This window comes from Pseudomonas sp. NPDC087804 (assembly GCF_044742965.1).
GTDB lineage: Bacteria > Pseudomonadota > Gammaproteobacteria > Pseudomonadales > Pseudomonadaceae > Aquipseudomonas > Aquipseudomonas rustica.
Genome location: NZ_JBIUVN010000012.1, coordinates 45,729 through 70,546, shown reverse-complemented (window position 1 = coordinate 70,546; position 24,818 = coordinate 45,729). Strand labels below are relative to the sequence as shown.

The window sequence follows — 24,818 nt, the reverse complement described above, 5'->3', positions numbered from 1 at the left end:
TCGTTTACAGGACAGCTCCCCGTGTCTGTCGCGCCCCGCGACAGCGTTCAGCGCTGCCCCCTCTGTGCGCGGCGGCCGGATGACGGGCCGAATTCCACTGGCCGGAACCCTGCATGAAACGTCCCCGCCCCGCCCGACGCGCCCTGCTCGTAGTCCTTTGTCTGATCCCCGTCGTCGGCTATGCCGCGTGGCAAATGCTGCCGCCGGGCCGGGATAAATTCGCCACCGTGCAAGTGTCGCGCGGCGATATAGAAAGCAGCGTCACCGCCCTCGGCACCCTGCAACCGCGACGCTATGTGGATGTCGGTGCGCAGGCTTCCGGGCAGATTCAGAAGATCCACGTCGAAGTCGGTGACGTGGTCAAAGAGGGCCAGTTGCTGGTGGAAATCGACCCGTCGACGCAAAAGGCCAAACTCGACGCCGGGCGCTTCTCGGTGGAGAACCTCAAGGCGCAATTGCAGGAACAGCGCGCGCAGCATGAGCTGGCGCAGCAGAAATATCAGCGTCAGCAAAACCTCGCTGCCGGCGGCGCGACCCGCGAAGAAGACGTGCAGACCGCCCGCGCCGAACTGAAAGCCACGCAAGCGCGCATCGACATGTTCCAGGCGCAGATCCGCCAGGCCGAAGCGAGCTTGCGCAGCGATCAGGCCGAACTCGGCTACACGCGCATTTACGCGCCAATGGCCGGCACCGTGGTCGCTCTCGATGCGCGCGAAGGCCAGACCCTCAACGCCCAGCAACAGACACCGCTGATTCTGCGCATCGCCAAACTGTCGCCGATGACCGTGTGGGCCGAGGTTTCCGAGGCGGATATCGGTCACGTCAAACCGGGAATGAGCGCTTACTTCACCACGCTCAGCGGCGGTAATCGGCGCTGGAGCAGCACCGTGCGGCAGATCCTGCCGGTACCGCCCAAACCGCTGGATCAAACCAGCCAGGGCGGCGGCAGCCCGACCAGCACCAGCAAAAGCGGCAGCGCCCGCGTGGTGCTCTACACCGTTCTGCTTGATGTCGATAACGCCGACAACGCGCTGATGGCGGAAATGACCACGCAGGTGTTCTTCGTCGCCAATCAAGCCAAAGACGTGCTCACCGCGCCAGTCGCCGCCCTGCAAGGCAGCGTCAAAGCTGACCGGCAGACCGCGCAAGTGGTCGCTGCCAACGGCAACATCGAATCGCGCGAAGTGCGCACCGGCATCAGTGATCGGCTCAAGGTGCAGATTCTCGACGGCCTCAGCGAAGGCGATCATCTGCTGATCGGCCCGGCCACTGGCAGCGGGGGTTGAATGCAAACGCCCCTGATCGACCTGCAGGACATTCGCAAATCCTACGGTGGCGGCGACGCGCCTGAAGTACATGTGCTGCGCGGCATCGACCTGTCGATCCACGCTGGCGAATTCGTCGCGATTGTCGGCGCGTCCGGCTCCGGCAAATCGACGCTGATGAACATCCTTGGCTGCCTCGATCGACCGACCTGTGGCGAATACCGTTTCGCCGGGGAAAACGTCGCCGGGCTCGACAGCGATGAACTGGCCTGGCTGCGCCGCGAAGCCTTCGGTTTCGTGTTTCAGGGTTATCACCTGATTCCATCCGGCTCGGCCCAGGAAAACGTCGAGATGCCGGCGATCTATGCCGGCACTCCGGCCGCCGAACGGCATGCCCGCGCCGCCGCCCTGCTCGACCGTCTCGGCCTCGCCGAACGCACCGGCAACCGTCCGCATCAGTTGTCCGGCGGTCAGCAGCAACGGGTGTCGATTGCCCGCGCCTTGATGAACGGCGGCCACATCATTCTCGCCGACGAACCGACCGGCGCCCTCGACAGCCACAGCGGCAAAGAAGTCATGGCGCTGCTCGACGAACTGGCCAGTCAGGGCCATGTGGTGATTCTCATCACCCACGACCGCGAAGTGGCGGCGCGGGCCAAACGCATCATCGAAATCAGCGACGGCCTGATCATCAGCGACAGCGCCAAAGACAATCCCGACGCCCAGACCAGCGCCAACCCCGGCGCCTTGCAAGCGGTCGACTTGCGCAAGCGTCTGAGCGAAGGTGCCGAAGCCACTGGCGCCTGGAAGGGCGAACTGGTCGACGCCCTGCACGCAGCGTGGCGAGTGATGTGGATCAACCGCTTCCGCACCGCGCTGACGTTGCTCGGCATCATCATCGGCGTGGCTTCAGTGGTGGTAATGCTCGCCGTCGGTGAAGGCAGCAAGCGTCAGGTCATGGCGCAAATGGGCGCGTTCGGTTCGAACATTCTGTACCTGAGCGGCTCGGCGCCGAACCCGCGCACGCCACCGGGAATCATCACTCTCGACGATGTCCGCGCACTGGCAAGCCTGCCGCAAGTGCAACGCATCATGCCGGTGATCGGCACCGAGGCTGGCGTGCGTTACGGCAATGCTGACCACTTGAGTTACGTCGGCGGCAACGACACCAACTTCCCGGCGATCTTCAATTGGCCGGTGGTGGAAGGCAGTTACTTCACCGAGCAGGACGAGCGAAACGCCTCGGCCGTCGCAGTGATCGGCCATAAGGTGCGCAACAAATTACTCAAGGACGTGGCCAACCCGATCGGCCAATACATCCTTATCGAAAACGTGCCGTTTCAGGTGGTCGGCGTGCTCGCGGAAAAAGGCGCCAGCTCCGGTGATTCCGACAGTGACGACCGCATCGCCGTACCCTATTCGGCGGCCAGCGTGCGCCTGTTCGGCACCCACGATCCGGAATACGTGGCCATCGCCGCCACCGATGCGCGCAAGGTCAAAGAGGCCGAACACGCCATCGAACAGCTGATGCTGCGCTTGCACAACGGCAAAAAGGATTTCGAACTGACCAACAACGCCGCGATGATTCAGGCCGAAGCGCGCACGCAAAACACCCTGTCGCTGATGCTCGGTTCGATTGCCGCGATCTCGCTGCTGGTCGGCGGTATCGGTGTGATGAACATCATGCTGATGACCGTCCGCGAACGTACCCGCGAGATTGGTATTCGCATGGCCACCGGCGCGCGCCAACGCGACATCCTCCGCCAGTTCCTCACCGAAGCGGTGATGCTTTCGGTGGTCGGCGGCATCGCCGGGATCGCCCTCGCGCTGATCGTTGGCGGCGTGTTGATCCTCAGCGAAGTCGCCGTGGCGTTCTCGTTGCTCGCGGTGCTCGGCGCCTTCGGTTGCGCCCTTGTGACCGGTGTTGTCTTCGGCTTCATGCCGGCCCGCAAAGCTGCCCGGCTCGACCCGGTCACGGCCCTTACCAGTGAATGATCGATCTATGAAACCGCGCCTCAGTTTGTTGACCGTGTGCCTGCTCCTCAGCGCCTGCGGCAGTCCCGTTCAGCGCCCGGACAGCGGCGTGCAAGCCCCCGCTGCGTGGCAATCGCCACACAGCGCCAGCGTCGCCCGCAACAACCCGCAATGGTGGACACAGTTTGGCAGCCCGGAGCTGGATCGTCTGATCGAACAGGCTCGCGTCGGTAGTTTTGACCTTGCCGCTGCGGTGGCGCGAGTTCAGCAGGCGCAGGCCAGCACGGTGATTGCTGGCGGCTCGTTGCTGCCGGAGGTCAAGGCCGGGCTGAATGCCAATCGGCAGAAACTGTTGCGCGGCAAGGGTTATAGCCAGCTGGATGCCGACAGCAGCAATAAGGCCGTGGACTATTTCGATGCCAATTTGAGCGCAACGTATGAGATCGATTTCTGGGGCGGTAAACAGGCGTCTCGCGACAGTGCGCAATTTGCGTTGCAGGCCAGCGAATTTGATCGCGCGACCGTTGAGCTGACGTTGCTCAGCGGCGTTGCCAATACTTATGCGCAAACCTTGTCGTTGCGTGAGCAGAGCCGCATTGCCGGACTGAATCTGGCTAACGCGCAAAGCGTGCTGAAACTGGTGCAGACGAGGTTTGATTCCGGCTCGGCGACAGCGCTGGAACTGGCGCAGCAGAAAAGCCTGGTCGCCGCCCAGCAACGGCAACTGCCGCTGGTACAACAACAGGCGCAGGATGCGTTGATCAGCCTCGCCGCCCTGCTCGGCCAACCGGTGCAGCAACTCGCGGCCAATCAGGAATCATTCGATCGTCTGCAATGGCCGGGGATTGCCAGCGGTGTGCCGAGCGATTTGCTCACCCATCGCCCGGACATTGCTCGCGCCGAAGCACAATTGGCGGCCGCCGAGGCTGATGTCAAAGTCGCTCGCGCCGCGATGTTGCCCACTGTCACATTGACGGCGCAGCTCGGCTCGGGCGCTGACAAGTTTGATGACTTGATCCGCAGTCCTTTCTACAACCTGACTGCGGGGCTGGTCGCGCCGATCTTCAATAACGGCCGCCTCAGCGCTGAGCGCGACAAGGCCACGGCGCGTCAGGATGAGCTGCTGCAAACCTACCGCGGCGCGATCATCAACGGCTTCGCCGACGTCGAAAAAGCCCTCAACAGCATTCGCGGGCTGGACGAACAACGCCAATGGCAGAGCGAAGAACTGAGTCAAGCACAGACCGCTTTCAACATCGCCCAAAGCCGTTATCAGGCCGGGGCCGAGGACTTGCTGACCGTACTGGAAACTCAGCGCACGCTGTATGCAGCGCAGGATCTGAACGTGCAACTGCGCCTGTCGCGGGTGCAGGCGAGTATCGCGCTGTACAAGGCGCTTGGGGGTGGGTGGCGGGTTTTCTGAAGATCAAAAGATCGCAGCCTTCGGCAGCTCCTACAAGGGATCAGTGTAGGAGCTGCCGAAGGCTGCGATCTTTTGCTTTAAGCCTTGGCTTTCAGATTGCGCGCATACCACGGCCGTTGCGGCACGCGGCGGAACAGGTTGGCGAGTTTCTTTTCGTCTTCGCCGAAGGTGATGCGCAGGGCCAGTTTCATGGTTTCCGGATCCATCTCCACTGATCGGCCCACCTGCAAACCCGGTGTGGTGCTGCAACCGTGCGTATCCGGCCCCAGCCATGGATCAGCGATTTCCACCCAGCGACCTGGCGCGAACCACTTCACGCCGTTGACCTCAAGGCGCGTGACCTGGCCCGGATGGAAGCGCTCGTGCGCGCGATACCAATCCTCGATGCGATCATCGATCCAGCCATGAAAATGCCAGAACACCGGGTTCACATGGGATGAAAACGGGTCGCCGAGGAAATCGTTTTCGGCGGCGAACCAGCGGGCGGCGAAGTCATCGAGATCACGCGCCAGCGGCACCGGCTGACCGTTGGAAGGGTCACGCGGCACCGACGCCCAACGCATGTGCAGCCAGTCGTGCAGGCCCAGCTCTACTTCTGAACCAAACTGGCCCAAAGTGAGCTTCGACAAATATTGCGGATCACGGTACTGCGATTCCCAGACTTCAAAATTGCTCTGATAGGTCTCGGCGGTTTTCAGGTCGCTGACCCACTGGGTGTATTCGTCATCTTCGGCCGCCAGCCAGGTCGGCGGCAGGGCCGTGCCGTCGTGGTTGTCGAAGTAGCGCGCGAAGCCCTGGCGATCACGGATCAGCTCCGGTTGCGGCAATGGGAAGAACTGCCACGACGGCAAATCCATCATCGAGCGCGCCGTGCCGAGCATGTGCCGGTGCATGAAAAAGAAATCGATGCCGGAGCCGTTGCGATCCTTGTGCGTACCACGCGCATCCCGCTCCTGGTCACGCGGCCCGGGCTGCCAGCCGAGGCCGCGCAGGGCATTGCGTTTATCCTCGGGCAGCGTGTGCCATTTGTCGCGGGTGGCGTGCCAGACCTGATGGAACAGGCGATGTTCCGGCGACACCAGCCATGCCAGCAACGGCGCATTCAACGGCGTGCGCTGGCGGGCTTCAGGGAACAGGCATTTGACCGCGATAAAGCGATTGTCCTGCGCGGGCAAGGCCAACGGGCGATCGAGGCGCTGCACCGTGCCACTGAGGGTGCCGCTGCCGGCATTGCCGAAGTCAGCCCAGACTTCATCGAGGATCATGTTCAGTTCGTAATCGACGCGACCGTCCGTGCCGAGCAACCGCCAACTGAGTTTCGAGGCCTCTGCCCCGGCCAGATCGCCAAGAATTCGGTAACGAGGTATTTCGTCACTGCGCAAACGCTCGGCAGTGTCGAGGAAGCCATTGACGCCCCGGCCCTTCTGGCCGATGTCGAGAAACACTTCCAGCCCTTCAGCCGGCAAGCCATCGAGGCCGGCGTCAGTGCCGGTAAACCGAATGTTCCAGACCCCGCGCAAGGCATTGGACAGGCGCTGCCCGGCCACGTCGGCGACATCGAACGACGCCTCACCGGGGGTGATCGTCGGATCCGGCTTCGTCCATTCACGGTGCCCGAAATAAGCCGCCGGTACGGCAGCGCCGGTCAACGCCAGCCCTGCCATGAACCATCGTCGAGAAATCCTCATTGCCCTACCTGTGTCAGCCCTGAAGCAGGCTTTATCCAAGCTAGAACGTTTGCTGCGCGGGTAAATTTATGTGGGTTTGAAAAGATCGCAGCCTTCGGCAGCTCCTACATGCAATGTATATCCCTGTAGGAGCTGCCGAAGGCTGCGATCTTTTAACCCGGCGACCTAAATTCCACGGCCATCCACTCGTTCTTCCCAGATAGCAAAGGCCTCTGCGCCTGCACCTCGACGGCGAACCTGACTGAGATGGCAATGACAAAACCACGTTCGAAAAAGGCTCTTTTCATCGGCCTGCCGCTGGCTCTGGCGGTCAGCGCCGGCGCTGCTTTTGCGGTGTGGGACATTTGGTTCAAGGACAATCCCGGCTACCCGCACAAAGTCATGCAGCAGGCCGAAGCGCTGCACGAGCACATGCTCTCGTTCGACAGCCACATCACCGTCACCCAGGATTTCGGCACCACCGGCAACGAGGTCGACAAGGACGGCAGCGGCCAGTTCGACCTGGTCAAAGCCAACCGTGGTCGCCTGTCCGGTGCAGCGCTGACGATTTTCGGCTGGCCGGAAATCTGGAACGGCGCCAACGCCCCGCACAAACCCACCGCCGGTTTCGTCGACGAGGCGCGCAATCAACAAGAGATCCGCTACAAGATCATTTCCGGCATGGTGCGCGACTTCCCCAATCAGGTCGGGATCGCCTACACCCCCGCCGATTTCCGCCGCCTGCATGGCGAAGGCAAGTTTGCGATTTTCATCAGCATGCTCAACGCCTACCCCCTCGGCCACGACCTCAACTTGCTGGATTTGTGGACGGCGCGCGGCATGCGCATGTTCGGCTTCAGCTACATCGGCAACAACGACTGGGCTGACTCGTCGCGGCCGTTGCCGTTCTTCAACGATTCACCCGACGCCCTCGATGGCCTCTCGGATCTGGGCAAGCAAGCGGTCAAACGCCTCAACGATCTGGGCGTGATCATCGACGTCTCGCAGATGTCGACCAAGGCCCTTGAACAAGTCGCGCAACTGAGCCGCACACCGTTGGTGGCGTCGCACTCCGCACCACGGGCGATGGTGGATATTCCGCGCAACCTCAGCGACAAGGAAATGCAGCTGATCAAGAACAGTGGCGGCGTGGTGCAGATCGTCGGCTTCTCGCAGTACCTGCGCCCGCTGACCCAAGGCACTCAGGACAAGCTCAACGAACTGCGCAAACGCTACGACCTGCCACCGCTGCCGAACCTGGCCATGGCGCTGATGCCGGGCGACCCGATCATCGCCGCGTGGTCGGAGCAGAAATTTGGCGAGTACGCCGGCCAGCTCTACGCGATTCTCGAAGAGGAACCGAAAGCCAGCCTCAAAGACTTGGGCGACGCCATCGATTACACCGTGCGCAAGATCGGCATCGATCACGTCGGCATCAGCTCGGACTTCAACGAAGGCGGCGGCGTCAAAGGCTGGGAGAACGTTGGCGAGATCCGCAACGTCACCGCCGAATTGCTCTCGCGCGGCTACTCCGAAGCCGACATCGCCAAGCTCTGGGGCGGCAACTTTTTGCGCGTCTGGGATCAGGTCGAGAAATCCGCCAAACCGGCAGTGGCCGCTGCTCAGGACACCGTCAAGCCATGAGCAATCGTCGTGACTTTTTGAAGCAGGCCGGAATCCTCGCGGCGGCGCTGCCACTCGGCGCGAGCCTGCCGAGCGTTGCTGCCGCCACGCCGATCGCACCGTTGCCGCGCGATAAATGGGCGCAGTTGCAGCAGCTGTTCAATCAAGATCCCGAGTACCTGCACTTCTCCAATTTCCTCATCACCAGCCACCCGAAACCGGTGCGCGACGCCATTGAAATGCACCGCGCCCCACTCGATAAAAACCCGGGGCTGGCGATGGACTGGGACGTCGGCGTGATCGAAAAACGCGAACACGATGTGCGCGTCTGGGCCGGCCAATACCTGCAAGCCGATGCCAAGCAGATCGCCCTGACCGGCAGCACCACCGAAGGCCTGACCATGATTTACGGCGGCGTGCACGTGCGCGCCGATCAGGAAATCCTCACCACCGAACACGAGCACTACGCCACCCACACGATTCTGGAACTGCGCAGTGAGCGTGAAGGCACCAAGGTGCGCAAGATTCGCTTGTTCGACGATCCGCAAACGATCAGCGAGAAACAACTGCTGGCCAACATCGACCGCAGCATCCGGCCCGAGACCCGCGTGCTGGGCATGTGCTGGGTGCATTCGGGCAGCGGCGTGAAGCTACCGCTCGGCGCGATCGGCGCGCTGGTCGACAAACACAACCGTGGGCGCAGCGATGCCGACCGGATCATTTACGTGGTCGACGGTGTGCACGGTTTTGGCGTTGAAGACCTGAGTTTCCCGGCGATGAATTGCGACTTCTTTATCGCCGGCACACACAAATGGATGTTCGGCCCACGCGGCACCGGCATCGTCTGCAGCCGCACGCCGGAAGTGAAATACGTCACGCCGATCATCCCGACCTTCTCCGAGGCCGAGCACTTTTCCACGACGATGACGCCGGGCGGTTATCACGCCTTCGAACACCGCTGGGCGCTGACCGAGGCGTTCAAGTTGCATCTGCAATTGGGCAAAGCCGAGGTGCAGGCGCGCATTCATGAGCTCAACAGCTACCTGAAAAAACGTCTGCTGCAACGCCCACAGATCGAACTGGTGACGCCGTTGAGTCCGGAGTTTTCTGCCGGTTTCACTTTCTTCCGGGTCAAGGGCAAGGACAGCGACAAGATCGCCGTGCACCTGATGGCCAACCGTGTGGTTGCCGATGCCGTCGAGCGTGACGTCGGCCCGGTGATCCGCACCGCACCGGGGCTGCTCAACAACGAAGCGCAGATCGACCGCCTGCTGAGCATCCTCGACCAGGCCCTGTGAGCCTGCCCTTTTTTTCCTTTTTAGCGAGACGCGAAATGAACACTGAGTTACCTCGTTTTTCTCTGAAAGCCCTGCCCGCTCTGGTGCTCGCCGCCCTCGCCGCCGGCCTCATGCCGAGCGCCGCTCAGGCCGCCACGCCACCTGCGCCGGGCAAAGTGTTCAAGGACTGCAAGGACTGCCCGGAAATGGTCGTGCTGCCCACCGGCACCTTCACCATGGGCACCCCGGATGACGAAGTCGGCCGCGAGCCCGATGAAAGCCCGATGCACCCGGTGACGTTCGCCAAACCCTTGGCCATCAGCCGTTTTCAGGTGCTCAAGGGCGAATGGTTCGCCTACCTGAAGGACACCGGTTACCAGATGCCGGACGGCGACGACCGCCCGGGCCGCGCGTGCAAAGCGGGGATTCCGGACTATCAGGGCAGCGACCCGCGCAAGCAATACACCGACCGCCACCCCGCCGTGTGCATGGACTTCGCCGAGGCCAATGCCTACGTCGCGTGGCTGTCGAAAAAGACCGGCAAACAATACCGACTGGTCAGCGAATCCCTGCGCGAATACGCCGCCCGTGGCGGCACCAGCGGGCCGTTCCCCTTCCCGTTCGATGAAGGCAAGGAATACAGCATCGCCAAACACGCCAACACCTATGGCGCCGCCGACGGCTACAACTTCACCGCCCCGGCCGGCAGCTTCGCGCCGAATGCGTTTGGCGTGTACGACATGCACGGCAACGTCTACGAATGGACGGCCGATTGCTACAACGAAAACTACGTCGGCGCACCGAGCGACGGCAGTGCCTGGCTGAACGGCAAGTGCGAATTCAAGCGCATTCGCGGCAACGACTGGGGCGAGGCGCCGGTGTTCTCCCGCTCCGGCAACCGCAACGCGCTGGTGCCGGGTGATCGCGGCGACTGGATCGGCTTCCGGGTCGTCCGCGATCTGTAACCGCAGCGCCCCTTAAATTAACCACCCCTCCAGTCGTTTTACAGGTGGGCGCGATCCATTGCGACGCGCCCCCGCCCTCTACGCACCCAGGCGAAGCCCGCGACCGATGCCGGCCTTCGCCGTTCTTTCAAGCAGGGAACCTCCATGAGCAAACCAACACGCGGGGTGATCAATGAATTGTTCACCCTGCTCAAACCCTTTCGTCTGATTGTTGCCGGCTCGATCCTGCTGGGCATGGTCGGTGGCCTGAGCGTCACGGTGCTGCTGGCGACAATCAATAATGTGCTGCATGCCGAGGGCGGCCTGACCAACACCGTGGTCGCCGCGTTCGCCGGGTTGTGCCTGCTGGCACTGGTCAGTTCGATTTTCTCCGACATTGGCACCAATTACGTCGGCCAGAAAATCATCGCGAAACTGCGCAAAGAGTTGGGTGAAAAGGTGCTCTCAGCGCCGATCGAACAGATCGAGCGCTATCGCAGCCATCGGCTGATTCCAGTGCTGACCCATGACGTCGACACCATCAGCGATTTCGCCTTTGCCTTCGCGCCGCTGGCCATTTCCCTCACCGTGACGCTCGGCTGCATGGGCTACCTGGCAATGCTGTCGTGGCCGATGTTTCTGATGATGGTGGTGGCGATCATCATCGGCACCATCGTCCAGTACATCGCTCGCGGCCACGGCATCAAAGGCTTCATGGAGGCCCGCGATTCCGAAGACGAATTGCAAAAGCACTACAACGCCATCGCTGAAGGCGCCAAGGAACTGCGCATCCACCGCCCACGTCGTCATCGCATGTTCGTCTCGGGTATCGAGCACACCGCCGACAAAATCTGCGACACGCAGATTCGCTCGGTGAATATTTTCGTGGTCGCAAAAACCTTCGGTTCGATGCTGTTCTTTGTCGTGATCGGTTTGGCGCTGGCCCTGCAATCACTTTGGCCGAGCACGGACAAAGCGGTGATGAGCGGCTTCGTGCTGGTGCTGCTGTACATGAAAGGGCCGCTGGAGCATTTGATTGGCACGCTGCCGATTGTCAGCCGCGCACAGATCGCCTTCCGCCGCATCGCCGAGTTGTCGGAACAGTTCTCCTCGCCAGAGCCGCACCTGTTGCTCAGCGATCAGGGCAATCGTAAAACCGCGGTGCACAGCCTCGAACTGACCGACGTCGCCTACAGCTTCCCGGCGGTCGAAGGTGCCACGCCGTTCAAACTCGGCCCGGTCAACCTGAAGATCGATCAGGGCGACATCGTATTCATTGTCGGTGAAAACGGTTGCGGCAAGACCACCCTGATCAAGTTGCTGCTGGGACTTTATGCGCCGCAGCAGGGTGAAATCCGCCTCAACGAGCAAGTGGTCACCGCCCTCACCCGCGACGACTACCGCCAGCTGTTCACGACGATTTTCGCCGACTACTACCTGTTCGACGACGTGGTACAGGGCGACACGCACATCCCCGAAGACGCCAACCAATACCTGCAACGCCTGGAGATCGCGCACAAGGTCAGCGTGCGTGACGGCTCGTTCACCACCACCGACCTGTCGACCGGTCAGCGCAAACGTCTGGCATTGGTCAATGCCTGGCTGGAAGAGCGTCCAGTGCTGGTCTTTGACGAGTGGGCGGCGGATCAGGATCCGACCTTCCGGCGCATTTTCTACACCGAGCTGCTGCCCGACCTGAAGCGTCTGGGCAAAACCATCATCGTCATTTCCCACGATGATCGTTACTTCGATGTCGCCGACCAATTGGTGCGAATGGAAGCGGGAAAAGTCATCACGGAACTGCAAACGGCGTAAATAGCCACGATTCTCATTCTGGTTTTCTGAGGCTCGTGCGTCTAATTAAGAATCGATAACAACTACAACCCAATTAAAACCTGCAAGAGTGAAACACAATGCCAGCAATTCCGGGGATTCCACGTTTTACCAAGGCGCTGATCATGCGTCGCATGTTGCAACCTGGCTTCAGCGCTACCGCCTTCAGCATGGCCCTCGCCTTGCCGTTCAGCGCCCACGTTCAGGCTGAAGAAGTGAATTTCAATATCCCTGCGCAATCGCTGGCAAGCGCACTGCAGGCATTGGGCACGCAATCGAACATGCAAGTGCTGTACAGCGCTGATGACGTCCAGGGCCTGCGCAGCCAACCGGTCAGCGGCCGGTTGTCGCCGTCGCAAGCGCTGTCGAAGATGCTGGTGGGGACCGGCGTCATATTCACCGTGCAGGACAACACCGTCACCGTGCGCGGCAGATCGAGCGGTAACTCGCTGGAGCTGGGCGCCACCAACATCAATGGCCGAGCGGTTGAATCCGCCTATGGCCCGGTCGACGGCTATGTCGCGACTCGCAGCGCCACCGGTACCAAGACCGACACGCCGATCCTGGAAATCCCGCAGACCATCAACGTCATCACTGCCGAGCAAGTGCAGACCCAGGGCGCACGCAACCTGACCCAGGCCCTGCGCTACACGCCGGGCCTTAACGTCGGTGGTTTCACCGACCGCAACGCCATCGCCGACGAAATCACCAGCCGTGGTTTTGCACCGACGCCGCTGTACCTCGACGGCGCCTACCTGCCGTACGCCGGCAGCCTCGGCGGCGCACCGCAGATCGATCCGTACACCCTTGAGCGCATCGAAGTGCTCAAAGGCCCATCCTCGGTGCTGTACGGCCAAAACCAGCCGGGCGGCATCATCAACATGGTGTCCAAGCGTCCGACCACCGAGCAGCGCAGCCAGGTCAAACTGGGTGCCGGCAGCTACGATCGGGTTAACGGCGCATTCGACACCAGCGGCCCGATCGACGATCAGAAAGAGTTCACCTACCGCGTCGTTGGCGTTGGCAAAAAAGGCGGCCAACAGGTCGATCACACGCACAGCGAGCGTATGTTGCTGGCGCCAAGCCTGACCTGGACGCCAAACGACGACACCTCGCTGACCCTGCTCGCGCAGATCCAGCGTGACGACGGTCTGGAAGACTATCAGGCGCTGCCGATGATCGGCTCGCTCAAGCGCGGCCCGAACGGCGAGCGCATCGACCGCGAATTCTTCTCCGGCGACTCGAAATACAACGACTACAAACGCGATCAGTACGTCTTCGGCTACGACTTCACGCACAACCTCACCGAAGATTTGAAATACCGCTCCACCGCGCGTTACACCGACGTGCGCGATGACTACAAAGGTTTCTACCTGCGCAGCTTCGTCACCGATGACGCCGGCGTGACCGATTACACCCAGGCCAACCGGGTCAAGCTGAACTGGAAACAGCACAACACTGCATACACCGTGGATAACAATCTGGAATACAAATTCAACACCGGCGCGCTGGAACACACCACGCTGATGGGCGTGGATTATCGCCACTTCAACCGTAAGTACGACGGCTACAACGCCTACAACGTGTTGCCGATCAACCTTTACGGCGCGAACAACAACTACGACACCAGCAGCGTCACGCCGCAACTGGACACCAAGTGGGACAACACCATTCGCCAGACCGGTGTGTACCTGCAAGACCAGATCAAACTGGACAAGTGGATCCTCACCATCGGTGGCCGCCAGGACTGGGCCGAAGTGGAAAACAAGGATCTGCTGGCACGCACCGTCGAAGAAAAGCGTGACCACAAATTCACCAGCCGTGTCGGCTTGACCTACGTCACCGACTTCGGCCTCGCGCCGTACGTCAGCTACTCGGAATCGTTCCTGCCGACCCTCGGCACTGCAGCGCCTGAGCGCGGTGGCAAAGGCTTTGAGCCGACCGAAGGCGAGCAATACGAAATCGGTGTGAAATACCAGCCGTTCGACCAGACCCTGATCACCGCTTCGGTGTTCCAGATCAAACAGAAGAACGTGCTGACCGGCGACACCGAGTACCCGCAATACCAGGCGCAGTCGGGTGAAGTGCGCTCGCGTGGTGTCGAACTGGAAGTCAAATCGACCTTCGACAACATCGACGTGATGGCGGCCGCCAGCTACCTCGACTCGTTCTACACCAAAGACACCTGGGGCAACGAAGACAACCGCAGCGAAGCACAGTCGCCTGTTTCGGCGCTGGTGTGGGCCAACTATCACTTCACCCAGGCTTCGCTCAACGGCCTGACCTTCGGCGTCGGCGCCCGCTACACCGGTCGCAAGCCGGGTGATGCGGCCAACTCGTTCGACGTGCCGTCCTACGTTGTCTACGACACCACCGTCAGCTACGACATGGGCAAACTCTCGCCAAGCCTGCGCGGCGTGCAGACCAGCGTGAACGTGCAGAACATCTTCGACCGTGAGTACATCTCGGACTGCAACTACTCGTTCGGTTGCTACTACGGCCAGGAGCGCGTGGCATCGGTTGAAGTGTCTTACGACTGGTAAGCCACCCCACCGACAAAAAAACCGGGCGATTGCCCGGTTTTTTTATGCCCTGAAACCGCTTTTTTGTAGGAGCTGCCGAAGGCTGCGATCTGTTGATCTTAAAGAGCAAAAGATCGCAGCCTTCGGCAGCTCCTACAGGGGATGTGTTTAGTGTGACAGGGCTGTGCGCAGGCTTTGGGTGAGTTGGGTGTAGACGTTATCGATGTCCGGCACCACGCTCTGCAGACGCAGGAAGTCGTGAATCAAACCTGTGTATTCGATCAGCTCCACGCTTACGCCGTGCTCTTGCAGACGCCGGGCATAAGCGCGGCCTTCGTCGAGCAATGGATCGTGGCCAGCCAAGGCGATGACGGCCGGGGCCATGCCTTGGTAATCCGTCGCCAGCAGCGGTGAGAAGCGCCAGTCGAGACGATCCGCCGCGTCGTTGGCGTAGTGCCGGTAGAACCACTCCAGCGTCTCGCTTTCCAGCAGATAACCTTCGCCAAACAGCTCGGTCGAGGGGCTGCTGGTGGAGGCGTCCGTTACCGGATAGCAGAGCAATTGCAGGCAAGGTTTGATTGCCAGCGAAGCCGGATCGAGCGCCGCTTGCAGGGCCAACACTGTCGCCAGTGTCGCGCCAACACTGTCGCCACCGAACGCCACGCGGTTGATATCCAGACCTTCAGCCACAGCGTGCTGCGCCAGCCACGCCAAGGCATCAGCACCATCATTAAGCGGCGTTGGAAATTTGTGTTCCGGCGCCACGCGATAACCCACCGACAACACCGCGCACGGCGTACGCGCGCAAAACTCGCGACACACGCCGTCATGGGATTGCAGGCTGCCGACCACATAACCACCACCGTGGAAATACACCAGCACCGGCAGCGCCTCGGCCTGCGCATTGGCGGGCCGATATAAACGCAGCTCCAGACTGGCGCCATCACGCGCGGTGTACGGCACCGTCACGACACTGACATCCGCCGGCGCGCCCCAGCGCAACTGCACCGTGGTGCGCTCGAAGGCTTCCCGGGCCTGAGCCGGCGTCGACAAATGAAACGGGCCGGGGCCATCGGCCTGGCTTTCTTCGGCCAAGTCGAGGAAGGCATTGAGTTCCGGATGCAGGGACATCGCAGGTTTCCTTATGAAAAAGCCACAGACAAAAGAGGAGCCGCAAGGGCTCCTCTGTGTATAACGATGGATCAGGGCTAATACTTAGGCCGCTTGTGCGACACAGTGCTCGATCAGCGCCTCCAGTTCCGCCTGATACTCGCGCATCAGTTGCTCGACAGTCTCGGCGCGGTAACGGCGAGTGCTATAGATGCAGCGCAAGGCCAGGCACCCGTCGTACACCTGACCGACCACTTCCAGCCAGTTGCCCAGCGCAGCATGCGGGCTGTAGCAACTGCCGTAGCTTTCTGCCGCCGGCACCAGCATGGCTTTGTCGTCAAAGCTTTGGTCAAACTGCCCCAAATAGTTGAAGGTCACGCGCGCCTGCGGTGCCTGACTCAAGGTCTCGGCCATCGCCCCGCCGCTCATGTGACGCAGCACGCCGTAGCCCAGACCTTTATTTGGCACCGCCGCCAATTGCCGCTGCACGGCGCGCACCGAGGTACCGATGTCGGCGTTTTCGCCGGGTATCAGGCGCACCGGGAACATGCTGGTGAACCAGCCCAGACTGCGGCTCAAGTCGATGTCCTTGACCAGATCTTCACGCCCGTGGCCTTCAAGCTGAATCAGCACCGAAGACTGCTCACTCCAGCGGCACAGCACCCGGCTCAACGCCGCCAGCAGCACATCGTTGATCTGCGTCTGATACACCGCCGGCACTTGCTTGAGCAGTTGCTGGGTGTGCTGTTCCGACAAGCCCAAATGCGCCACCGACTGGTATTGCACCTGATTCTTGCCGCGCGGGTTATCGCACGGCAACTCGCTGCCGGGCTGGTCGATCTGCGCCAGCCACCAGGCCTTTTCCTCGGGCGGATAATCCGCCGCGTAGGCTTGCAAGCCTTCGGCCCAGGCGCGATAGCTGCTGGTGCGAATCGGCAGGTTCGGTGAGCCACCGGCGCTGTACGCCTCGTAAGCCACCTGTAAATCCTGCAACAGCAAACGCCATGACACCGTGTCGATGACCAAGTGATGAATGACCATCAGCACACGACTTTCGCCATCAGGCAACGTCACGTGCGCCGTGCGCCACACCGGCCCATTGTGCAGATCGAGGCTGCGTTGCACCTGCTCGGCATACAGTTCCAGTTCGGCTTCATCGGCCACTTCGTGCTGCCACAGCAACGCTTCGTTGGCCCATTGCGCCTGCATCTCCGCCAGCGGTTGGTAATGCTGATAATGACGCGCGCCGACATCGCTGAAGCGCAGACGCAGGGCGTCGTGTTGCTGCATCATTGCGCGCAGGGCCATTTCCAGCGCCGGCAAATTCAGTGCCTGCCGCGCACCCAACATCAACGCCTGGTTGTAGTGATGCGGCTCGCTCATGCGTTGATCGAACAGCCATTGCTGGATCGGAATCAGGTTGAACTGCCCTTCCGCCGCCACCTGCGTCACGTCTTCAACCACGCTCGCCACTGCGCTTGAACGCTGTTCGAAAATCGCTTCGATGGTCTGTCCACGCATCAGGTCGCGCAATTTCAGATCCATCTTCAGCTCCGCGTGGTTGCGCACCCGCGACACCACTTGCAGGCTGAGGATCGAGTCGCCACCCAGTTCGAAGAAATTGTCGGTAATGCCCACCCGCTCGACTTGCAACACATCGGCCCAGACCTCGGCCAGCAATTGCTCGTCACGGGTGCGCCCGGCCACATACTCCGCGCCTTTGAACTCGGGTTCCGGCAAGGCCTGGCGATCGAGTTTGCCGTTCGGCGTGACGGGCAGCGCGGCGAGGCAGATCACCTGCGCCGGCACCATGTAGTCCGGCAGTTGCGCACGCAATTCGGACTTGAGTCGATCACCGATGGCCACACCCTGCGGCGTCACCACATAACCGATCAGTTGTTTACCCGAGGCACTGTCGCGGGCGATCACCAAGGCATCGCTGACGTCGGCGAGCTGACGCAGACTGGCTTCGATTTCGCCGAGTTCGATACGGAACCCGCGCACCTTGATCTGATGGTCGATGCGCCCGACGTAATCGAGCACACCGTCGGCACGCTGGCGCACCAGATCGCCGCTGCGGTACAGACGATCGCCCGGCGGCCCGAACGGGTCCGGCACGAAACGCTCGGCGCTCAGATCCGGACGCTGGTAGTAGCCACGGGCGATACCCTGGCCGCCGATGTACAGCTCGCCGGCGATGCCCGGCGGCAGCGGGTTGAGATCTTCGTCGAGCACGTACAACGCACGTTCGCCGACAGCACGACCGATCGGCGCGTACGCCGCTTCACAGCGCTCGCTGACCGGCACCTTCCACAGCATCGGCGTGACCACGGTTTCGGTCGGGCCATAACCGTTGGTGAAGAATTGCGGACGCAACGCGGCTTTCACTTGCTCAAAGGTTTGATCCGGCACCGCGTCGCCGCCGAAACAATATACGCGTACCGACGGCGGCGCCAATTGGCTGTGCGCGGCGTATTCGGCCAGTTGTTTAAGGTAGGCCGGCGGGAAACAGGCAATCGTGATCGCGTGCTGATGCAAGGCCTCGAAGGTCTGCTCCGGTGTCCACAAACTGGCGTCGCGAATCACCAGCGTGCCGCCGCTGAACAGCGTGCTCAGCCAGCGCTCGTGGGCACCGTCGAAGGCAAACGACATGAAATGCAGCTCACGGGTGCGCTCGTCCATGTCGTACAGCTCGGCAATGGCCTGGCAGTGCATGCTCATCGGCCCGTGCGCCACTGCGACGCCTTTCGGCCTTCCGGTCGAACCGGAGGTGTAAATCAGATACGCCAGATTGCCCGCGAGCAAGCCGCTGACCGGAGGTGTGTCGCGGTAAGCGCTGTCGTCGAATTCATCGATAGCCAGACGCGCCAGCCCCTCGACCACCGGCAAGCGATCTTGCACCTGCGTGTGGGTGAGCAGCAGCGCCATCGCCGAATCTTCGATCATGAACGCCAGACGCTCCGGCGGATAATCGATGTCCAGCGGCACATACGCCGAAGCGCTTTTCATCACCGCCAGCAATGCCACGACCATTTCCACCGAACGCTCCAGCGCCACCCCGATAACCACTTCCGGCCCGGCACCCAGTTCGATCAGTCGATGGGCGAGACGGTTGGCGCGACGCTCCAGCTCAGCGTAACTCAGCGTAGCGTCACCGCAGACCAGTGCCGTGGCCTCAGGCCGCGACTGCGCATGACGAGCAATCAATTCGGGCAGCAACTGCGCCTGATAACTCGCCTCAGGCGCTGCGCTCCATTGTTCAAACGCTTGCCATTGTTGCGCGGACAAACGCTGCAAGTTGCCCAGGCACACGCTTGGCGCGGCGATCATCGCTTCAAGGGTGTCTTCCAGCGTGCGACGGATCTGCTCCACCGCCTCAAGGCTGAAGGCGTTACGCAGGAACAGATACTCGATGGACAACTGCTCGCCGAGATTGACTGCCAGGTCCATCGGGAAATTGGTCACGTCATGATTGCGTGACTCACCGAAGCTCAGACCGCTGTCCTGCTGCTCGCTAAGACGCTCGTCGATCGGGTAGTTTTCGAAGACGATGATGCTGTCGAACAAGCCCTGCCCGCCCAGCCCCGACCAGCGCTGAATGTCCGCCAACGGTGCATGGGAAAACTCGCGAATATCGGTGTTGTATGCCTGCAGTTGCTGCAGCCACTGATCCAGCGGCTGTTCCGGCCGCAAGGTCTGGATCACCGGCAAGGTGTTGATGAACAGGCCAAGAATATTGTCGGCGTTGGCCAAACCGGCCGGGCGACCGGAAACGGTCGCGCCAAATACCACGGTGTTCTGCCCGGTAAAGCGTTGCAGCAACAGCAACCACGCCCCCTGAATCAACGTGTTCGGGGTGATTTGCAAGGCACGACAAGCCTGCTGCAAACGCGCGGTTTGCGCCGCGTCCCACCGTGAATAAATCGCCTCGTGCCCCGGCAGTTCCTCGACATGTCGCGGGAACATCGCCTGATTCAGCGACGTCGCCTGCTCCAGCGGTTCGAGGCGACTGCGCCAGAAACTTTCCAGCGAACCCTGATCCTGACGTTGCAGCCACTCGATGAATTCACGATAGCGACCATTACGGCCCTGCACCTGGCCGTGGCTGTAGAACTGCATGACTTCGCCGAACAACCGCGAACTGCTCCAGCCATCCATCAGGATGTGATGGCAGGTCCAGATCATCTGGTAGCGATCGTCTTCCAGACGCAGTAGCAAGACGCGCTGCAATGGCGCCTGACTGAGGTCGAAACCGGCCAGATAATCGGCGGTCGCTCGTTCGGTGACGGCGGCTTCATTGATGTCTCGCACGCGCCAGTCTTCCACCGTCAGTTGCAACTCCACCTGACGATGGACGATCTGCACCGGGGTATTCGAGCCTTCCGGGAAGTGGAAACTGGTGCGCAAAATGTCTTCGCGGCCGATCACGTATTGCCACGCCTGTGCAAAGCGTTCGGTGTCCAGACCGTGCACCGGCAGGCTGATCTGGTTGATGTACAAACCGGAACTGTCGTCGGCCAAGGTGTGGAACAACATGCCGTCCTGCATCGGCGACAGTGGGTAAATATCCTCCACCTGCGCCACGGGCACCGGCAGACGATCCAGCTGCGGCTGGGTCAGACGCGCCAGCGGGAAGTCGGACGGCGTCAGGCCCAAGTGCTCCTGGGTGCAGCAATGCTCAATCAATTGCTCCAGCGCTACCGCGTAGGCATCGGCCAGTTGCTGAATCACCGCTTCGTCGAAGACATCGCGGCTGAACGTCCAGTCCAGCGACAACTGTCCGTTGAACACCCGGCCATCAATGGTCAGCCAGTTGCTCAAGGCGACGTCGTCGCCGTGCCCGGCCCCGCTGCCCTCTTCGCTCGGCACAAACAGTGCCTGCTCATCGAAGCTCTGGTCGAACTGGCCGAGGTAGTTGAAGGTGATCCGCGCTTGCGGCAATTGCGCCAAACGTTGCTGGACAGCGTCCGTACCGAGGTAGCGCAACACGCCATAGCCCAGACCTTTTTCCGGCACCGCGCGCAGTTGTTCCTTGATGCGTTTGATCGCTTCGGCTGGCTGTTTCGCCGGGGTCAGCAACACCGGGAACAGGCTGGTAAACCAGCCCACCGTGCGGCTCAGGTCGACGCCATCGAACAGCTCTTCGCGACCATGCCCCTCAAGCTGCACCAGACACGCCGGCTGCGCCGTCCACTGGCAAATCACTTGCGCCAGGGCGCTGAGCAACAGGTCATTGACCTGCGTGCGATACGCCGACGGCGCCTGCTTGAGCAGACGGTGGGTCTGCTCGGCATCCAGACGCGTATTGACCGAACGGCCATGCACCGACGCCTGACTGCCCTCAGGACGAATACGCGGCAACTCCGGCAAGGCCTGATCGAGTTGACGGCTCCAGTAGTCGAGTTCCTTGTTCAGCGTTTCGCTGTGCGCGTAAGCCTGCAACTGCTCGGCCCAGGTTTTCAACGCCGTGGATTTTGCCGGCAACGTCACCGGTTGATTGGCACTGAGTTGACGATAAGCATTCTGCAAATCTTCCAGCAGCACGCGCCACGACACACCGTCCATCACCAGGTGATGGATCGCCAGGTGCAGACGTTCGCTGCCGTCCTGCACGGCAATCAATGTGCAGCGCAACAACGGGCCGTTTTGCAGATCGAGACTGCGTTGGGCCTGATCGGCGATGGCGACGATTTCGTCAGCGCCCTCGGCTGAGCGTTGCCAGATTTCCGACACCTGCTCGGTCGGCGCCTGATGGCTGGCCTGCCAGGCGCCATTGCTCGCCTGCACAAAGCGCAGACGCAAAGCGTCGTGATGCGCCACTACATTTGCGAGGGCTTGCTGCAAGTGCGCGACGTTCAGCGCCTCGCGCGGCGTTAGCATCACCGACTGGTTCCAGTGCTCGCGGTGCGGAATATCACTGGCGAAGAACCACTGCTGCATCGGCACCAGCGGACTGTCGCCGGTGACCGGGCCTTGGTCGATCACCGCATCCTCAGTCGCCGTGGCCACGCGCGCCAGCGCTTGAATGTTCTGATGCAAAAACAGGTCTTTCGGCGTCAGGCCTATGCCCTGCTGTCGGGCGCGGCTGACCACTTGAATCGAGTTGATCGAGTCGCCACCGAGGGCGAAGAAATTGTCTGCCGTACCGACTTGAGCCACGCCGAGCACCGCTTGCCAGATCTGCGCCAGCGCTGTTTCGATCGCATTGATCGGCGCGACGAAAGCTTGCTGGGCTTCAGCCACGTCAGGTGCCGGCAGTGCCTTGCGGTCGAGCTTGCCATTGGGGCTCAGCGGCATGCTTTGCAGCAGGGTCAAGTGCGCAGGCACCATGTGTTCCGGCAGGGTCTGGCGTAAATGCGCCTGCAAGGTTTCGCGCATTGACGGCCAGTCCGTCGCGTCAAATTCCGTGGCGACGACATAACCACTGAGGACTTTGCCGCTGCGGCTGTCCTGCGCGACGACCACCGCTTCACGCACGGAGTCATGTTCCAGCAGGCGCGCTTCGATTTCGCCCAGCTCGATACGGAAACCACGGATTTTCACCTGATGGTCGATGCGACCGATGTAATCGATCACACCGTTCGGGCGATAGCGCGCCAGATCGCCGGTGCGATACAGGCGCTCGCCGGCCACGAACGGACTGGCAACGAAGCGTTCGGCGGTCAATTCCGGGCGACGGTGGTAGCCGCGCGCCAGGCCTTGGCCGCTGAGGTACAGCTCGCCGTTGACGCCGCTCGGCACCGGATTGAGTTCGGCGTCGAGAATGTAGGTCATCAGGTTGGCAATCGGTTCGCCGATCGGCACCGCATCGCGACCTTCATCGCGGCAGGTCCAATGGGTCACGTCGATGGCCGCTTCGGTCGGGCCGTAGAGGTTATACAAACCGGCATTCGGTAACTTGGCGAAAACCTGTTGCTGCGCATCGACCGGCAGCGCTTCACCGCTGCAAACGATGCGGGTCAGGCTGGTGCAGCGGCTGACATTGGCATCGAGGACAAACGCTTGCAGCATCGACGGCACGAAATGCAGGGTAGTGATCGCTTCGCGCTCGATCAGGCTGACCAGTTTCGCCGGATCACGATGGTCGCCCGGTGCCGCGACGACCAGACGTACGCCGGTCATCAACGGCCAGAAAAACTCCCACACCGACACGTCAAAACTGAACGGCGTCTTTTGCAGCACACTGTCGCCAGCGCGCAGCTCATAGGCCTGTTGCATCCAGCATAAACGGTTAGTCAGCGCGCCGTGGCTGTTGCCGGCGCCTTTGGGCTTGCCGGTAGAGCCGGAGGTGTAAATCACGTACGCCAGATTGTGCGCGGTCAGCGCCGGCGTCGGATTGCTTGATGCGGCGTCGCCCAGCCACGCGTCATCGGCGTCGAGCAACAGCGTCTGCAGGCGATCGGGAATCGGCAAGGTGTCGAGCAGCGCCTGCTGCGTCAGCAGCCACTGAATGCCGCTGTCATCGATCATGTACGCCAGACGTTCGGTCGGGTACTCCGGATCCAGCGGCACGTAAGCGCCACCAGCCTTGAGAATGGCTAACAAGCCGATCACCATTTCCAGACTGCGATGCGCCGAAATACCCACCAGCACATCCGGGCCGATGCCCCGTGCGATCAAGGCATGGGCCAAACGGTTGGCCCGTTCGTTGAGCTCACGGTAAGTCAGCGACTGCCCTTCGAACACTAGCGCCAGCGCGTGCGGATCACGCTCGACCTGCGCTTCGATCAGATGATGCACCGGCTGCTGGTTCGGGTAGTCGGCAAATGTGTGGTTCCAGTCCTCGACGATCACTCGGCGCTGGGCCGCGTCGAGCAGCGGCAGTTCGCCAATGCGTCGGGTCGGCTGCGCGACGATAGCGCGCAGCAGGTTGAGGAAATGTTCGCCGAGACGAGCGATGGTCGAAGGTTCGAACAGATCGCTGGCATACGACAGCGCCGCACTGATGCCTTCATCGAACTCGAAGGTGTCCAGCGTCAGGTCGAACTGCGCGGTGCCAGCGTCCCAGGTCAGTTCTTCAAGGCTCAGGCCTGGCAACGTCGAAACGGCGCGACGCGCATCGCTGGCATGGTTGAACATCACCTGGAACAACGGTGTATGACTCAGGTTACGAGCGGGTGCGAGCAATTCCACCAACTGCTCGAATGGCAGATCCTGATGCGCCTGCGCACCCAATGCGCGCTGCTTGACCTGATCAAGCAACTGGTCGAAACGCAGGTTGCCGTCGATGTCAGCCTTGAGCACCTGAGTGTTGACGAAGAAGCCCAGCAGGCGCTCGGTCTCGACCCGGTTACGGTTAGCGATCGGTACGCCGACGCGAATATCGTTTTGCCCGGTGTAGCGATGCAACAGGGTCTGGAAGCTCGCCAACAACAGCATGAACAGCGTGGTGTTGCGCTCTTTTGCCAGACGCTTGAGGCCTTCAGCCAGCGCCGGTTCCAGGCTGATCGGCAGACGCGCACCGCGATAGCTTTGCTGCGCCGGACGCGGATGATCGGTGGCCAATTCAAGAATCGGCTGTTCGCCGCCCAACTGTTCTGTCCAGTAATCCAGTTGCCGTTGCTGCTCCCCCGCCTCAAGCCATTGCCGCTGCCAGTGGCCATAATCGGCGTACTGGATCGGCAACGGCGTCAGCGCAGCCGGTCGACCCTGACTGAAACCGGCGTACAACTGCATCAGATCATCGACCATGATTTGCATCGACCAGGCATCAGAAACAATGTGGTGTTGGGTCAGGATCAGCACATGGTCGTCAACTGCCAATTGCAGGAGTTTGACCCGCAGCAGCGGCCCATGCTGCAAATCGAACAGTTGCCGGGTTTCGGCTTCGATCAACCCGCGCAGGCCTTGCGCGTCGAGCGCGGCATCGACCGCTGCAAGCGCAATGGTCACGGCAGCAGCATCTTCGATCACTTGCACCGGACGTTCGTTGTCCAGCACGAAGCGAGTGCGCAAACTTTCGTGACGCTCGACCAGCGCATCGAAGCTCTGTTGCAACGCCGCTGGATCCAGTGCGCCGCGCAAGCGCAGCGCCGCCGGGATGTGATAAGCGCTACTGGTCGGATCCAGTTGCCAGAGGAACCACTGCCGCTGTTGCGCGAAAGACAAGGCCAGCGGCTGTTCTCGCGGAACGCGGCTGATCACCGATTCCTGCTCGGTCGACGCCGAGTCCATCGCTTG

11 protein-coding genes are annotated in these 24,818 nt (G+C 61.4%); 8 read left to right on the top strand and 3 right to left on the bottom strand.

Going from position 1 to position 24,818, the window contains the following annotated elements:
* Positions 1–113 precede the first annotated feature (113 nt).
* From ACIOMO_RS16685 to ACIOMO_RS16675, 3 genes are read left to right on the top strand one after another with little or no spacing between them, the layout of a single operon-like run.
* Complete coding sequence (locus ACIOMO_RS16685) at positions 114–1,286, top strand: efflux RND transporter periplasmic adaptor subunit (RefSeq protein WP_401242166.1); 1,173 nt, start codon at positions 114–116, stop codon at positions 1,284–1,286.
* A complete protein-coding gene (locus tag ACIOMO_RS16680; RefSeq protein WP_401242163.1) occupies positions 1,287–3,260 on the top strand; it encodes a MacB family efflux pump subunit in 1,974 nt (657 codons plus the stop codon). It begins immediately after the preceding gene.
* 7 nt (positions 3,261–3,267) lie between these two features.
* Positions 3,268–4,662 carry an efflux transporter outer membrane subunit gene (locus ACIOMO_RS16675; RefSeq protein ID WP_401242160.1) on the top strand — a complete coding sequence of 465 codons (1,395 nt, stop codon included), beginning with the start codon at positions 3,268–3,270 and terminating at the stop codon, positions 4,660–4,662.
* A 77-nt stretch (positions 4,663–4,739) separates the two neighbouring features.
* Here the strand turns inward: ACIOMO_RS16675 and ACIOMO_RS16670 are convergent, their stop codons facing one another.
* The gene (locus ACIOMO_RS16670) at positions 4,740–6,350 is read right to left on the bottom strand and encodes a PvdJ/PvdD/PvdP-like protein (RefSeq protein ID WP_401242157.1); all 1,611 of its coding nucleotides are present in this window, start codon (positions 6,348–6,350) and stop codon (positions 4,740–4,742) included.
* A gap of 252 nt (positions 6,351–6,602) precedes the next feature.
* Between ACIOMO_RS16670 and pvdM the strand changes: the two genes are divergently transcribed.
* The 5 genes from pvdM to ACIOMO_RS16645 all read left to right on the top strand — a co-directional run bounded on the left by pvdM (position 6,603) and on the right by ACIOMO_RS16645 (position 14,549).
* Positions 6,603–7,973, top strand: coding sequence for a pyoverdine-tailoring dipeptidase-like protein PvdM (pvdM, locus tag ACIOMO_RS16665; protein WP_212550435.1), 1,371 nt, complete (start codon positions 6,603–6,605; stop codon positions 7,971–7,973).
* Positions 7,970–9,250: an aminotransferase class V-fold PLP-dependent enzyme gene (locus tag ACIOMO_RS16660; RefSeq protein WP_401242153.1), complete on the top strand. Its 1,281-nt coding sequence runs from the start codon at positions 7,970–7,972 to the stop codon at positions 9,248–9,250. Before pvdM ends, ACIOMO_RS16660 begins: the two co-directional genes overlap by 4 nt.
* Positions 9,251–9,285: 35 nt before the next feature.
* Complete coding sequence (locus ACIOMO_RS16655; RefSeq protein ID WP_401242150.1) at positions 9,286–10,194, top strand: formylglycine-generating enzyme family protein; 909 nt, start codon at positions 9,286–9,288, stop codon at positions 10,192–10,194.
* A gap of 144 nt (positions 10,195–10,338) precedes the next feature.
* The gene (locus ACIOMO_RS16650) at positions 10,339–11,988 is read left to right on the top strand and encodes a cyclic peptide export ABC transporter (protein WP_401242147.1); all 1,650 of its coding nucleotides are present in this window, start codon (positions 10,339–10,341) and stop codon (positions 11,986–11,988) included.
* Between the two features lie 98 nt (positions 11,989–12,086).
* The gene (locus ACIOMO_RS16645; protein ID WP_401242144.1) at positions 12,087–14,549 is read left to right on the top strand and encodes a TonB-dependent siderophore receptor; all 2,463 of its coding nucleotides are present in this window, start codon (positions 12,087–12,089) and stop codon (positions 14,547–14,549) included.
* Between the two features lie 147 nt (positions 14,550–14,696).
* Here the strand turns inward: ACIOMO_RS16645 and ACIOMO_RS16640 are convergent, their stop codons facing one another.
* On the bottom strand, positions 14,697–15,659 hold the full coding sequence (locus ACIOMO_RS16640) for an alpha/beta hydrolase (RefSeq protein ID WP_401242141.1): 963 nt from the start codon (positions 15,657–15,659) through the stop codon (positions 14,697–14,699).
* Between the two features lie 84 nt (positions 15,660–15,743).
* The gene (locus ACIOMO_RS16635) at positions 15,744–24,812 is read right to left on the bottom strand and encodes an amino acid adenylation domain-containing protein (protein ID WP_401242240.1); all 9,069 of its coding nucleotides are present in this window, start codon (positions 24,810–24,812) and stop codon (positions 15,744–15,746) included.
* Positions 24,813–24,818: the final 6 nt, after the last annotated feature.